This is a genomic window from Actinomycetota bacterium (genome assembly GCA_041658565.1).
Classification (GTDB): Bacteria; Actinomycetota; AC-67; order AC-67; family AC-67; genus JBAZZY01.
Genome location: JBAZZY010000097.1, coordinates 1 through 2608 on the forward strand (window position 1 = coordinate 1; position 2608 = coordinate 2608).

The 2608-nt window shown below is 61.8% G+C and carries 2 protein-coding genes and 1 pseudogene; all 3 read right to left on the reverse strand.

The window, feature by feature from the left end:
* Nucleotides 1-458 (reverse strand): hypothetical protein (locus WDA27_15345; GenBank protein MFA5892300.1); only part of this gene is annotated, 458 nt, incomplete at its 3' end.
* A 197-nt stretch (nucleotides 459-655) separates the two neighbouring features.
* A pseudogene (locus tag WDA27_15350) lies at nucleotides 656-766 on the reverse strand (type II toxin-antitoxin system HicB family antitoxin).
* A gap of 26 nt (nucleotides 767-792) precedes the next feature.
* Nucleotides 793-2608: VacB/RNase II family 3'-5' exoribonuclease (locus tag WDA27_15355; protein MFA5892301.1), on the reverse strand; the 1816-nt coding region annotated here is incomplete at its 5' end.

Below are 2608 nucleotides of genomic sequence, written 5' to 3' on the forward strand. Positions count from 1 at the left end.
CTCACGTCGTTCCAGATGATCTCTTGGCCGGGCAGTTCGGCGCGTTCTTTCGACAAGTGGGCGTGGATCCAATTGACGATTTTGGCCCGATTGCTGGCGTTGACCACCAGTAGGAAGAACGGCTGGCCGTGGGAATTGTGGTAGTAGCCGACCAGCACGTCGTCGAGGATGCCGCCCGCGTCGTTCGTGACCAGGGAGTAGCGGATTTGGCCCAACTCCATGTCGGCCACGCGGCGGGTGAGCAGTTCGGCGAGGAAAACGGCCGCGCCGGGGCCCTCGAAGCGGAGCCGGCCCATGTGTGAAATGTCGGCGATGCCGACCGACGAGCGGATCGCCAGATGTTCTTGGATGATCGAGGTATATTGGACCGGCATGGCCCAACCGGCGAAGTCGACCATTCGTCCGCCGTACGCGACATGCCAACCAAACAGGGGGGTGTGTAAGAGCGGTGCATCCATGACCAACCTCCGTTGGGGAGACTCGTTTGACCACGTGGGCGGGAAACGGCCGCCGAGAGAAAGGTCATTTTAGCAGAGGCCGGAGCGGTGGCCAGTGGGGAGGTAGAGGCTTTAGAGAAACTTTCTGAACTCTGGGGCGAAAGGTCGGCGTCGCGAGCGATTGCCCCCATCGTGTAGGCATGAATAGGATTGTGCCTTAGCCACTCACGGATCGCATCGCGGATGTTGTCTAGCGCCTCCGCTTTCGTTGTTCCTTGCGAGTGACATCCTTTCAACGCCGGGCAACTTACCGAGACCCCTTCCTCGGAAAGTGTACCGCCAACCTAGGGCGGAATCAAGCGCGACGTTTGCCGCGATTGGCGGGGACGCCCTTTTGCTTCGGTTTTTCGAGCTTTTTCCTGCTCTTCGTGTCCTTCGTGGATTTCGCCCCCCTGCCCTTTTTGTGTTCCACCACACGGAAATCCAATTCGCGGCGTTCCATGTCGACTCGGGCTACAGCCACGCGCAACAAATCGCCGAGCCGATAGCTGTTGCCCTCGCGATGGCCGGCCAGCGTGTGGGTGGCGCGGTCGAAACGGTAGTAGTCGTCGCTGAGCGCCTCGACGCGGACCAGCCCTTCGGCCGGCAGTGCGAGACCTTGCACAAAGATGCCGTAGCTTTCCACACCGGTCACGACGGCATCCATCTCTTCGCCGATGCGCGTGCTGAGGAAGGCTAACAGCTTGATTTTGGTCAGATCGCGCTCGGCCGCCTCGGCCCGCTGCTCGCGGTCGGAACAGTGGCGGCCCTCGGCCACGAGTTCCTCGTAGTCGTTTCGCGGCTTCTTCTTCGTCAGAATGGCGTCGACCAACCGATGGATCGTCAGATCGGGATAGCGGCGTATCGGAGAGGTGAAATGGCAGTAGCACTCGCTGGCCAGCGCGTAGTGGCCTTGGTCCATCGGGCTGTAGATCGCCCGCTGCAACGAACGCAGCACGGCGAAGTGAACGGCGCGCTGTTCGGGCCGCCCCGTGGCCGTGGCCAGCAGGTTTTGTAGCTCAAAACGGCTTTGCAGGCTGCCCGTCTGGTAGCCCAATTCGGTCATAAACTCTTGAAGCACTTGGATTTTCTGCGGGCTGGGCGCCTGGTGGACGCGACGCAGAAAGTGCAGCCCATGATCGCGAAGCGTCTCGGCCACGGCCTCGTTCGCGGCGAGCATGAACTCTTCGATCATCTGGTGGCTTTCCGTGTTCTCGGCCACATGGGCCCCCGTCACGCGGCCCTGCTTGTCGAGATCGATCTTGACCTCGGGCATGCTCAATTCGAGAGCGCCGTTGGTCATCCGGCGTTTGCGGAGCGTCATGGCCAGCGTGTGCATGCGGCCGAGCAGATCGCAAACCTTTGCCCCAAGCTTCCGACTTCCGGATTCGCGATTTGCGAGAAATTCATCGACCTGTTCGTAGGTCAGACGCTTGCTGCTGCGGATGGCCGCCGAGTGCAGTTCGGTTGAAACGCGCAGGCCGTCGGCGGTGAATTCCATGACGGCCGTTTTCGTGTAGCGAACCTTGCCCGGCTGAAGACTCGCCAGACCGTTCGAGATCAGCTCCGGCAGCATCGGCAGGACGCGGTCGGGAAGATAAACGCTCGTGGCCCGTTCGAGCGCCTCGCGGTCGAGCGCCGTGCGGGGGCGCACAAAGTGCGACACGTCGGCGATGTGGACGCCGAGTCGCCAATGCCCGTTGTCGAGCCGATCGAGCGAGATGGCGTCGTCAAAATCGCGTGCGTCGACCGGATCGATCGTCACGATCGTTTCGCCGGTGAAGTCCGTCCGATTGCCGACCGCCTCGTCGAAGCTCTCGGCATGCAGCCGCGCCTCGTCGAGCGCGTCTTCGGCGAAATGGTTGGGCAGATTGAACTCGCGGATGATCGAGAGCGTGTCGACGCCCGGCGTTCCGCAAGCGCCGAGTACTTCGGTGATGACGCCTTCGCCATTGCGCATGGGCGATGGAAAGCGGACCATCTCGATCACAACTTTGTCGTCGATCCGAGCGCTTTTGGCGCCCGGATCGCCCACATAGACGGGCTGGGTGAACAGCCCGCCGTCGATTTGAACGTAGGCCGCGTCGCCCGACTCGGAGTACGTGCCGACGAATTGGTGCGTTTGCCGCTCA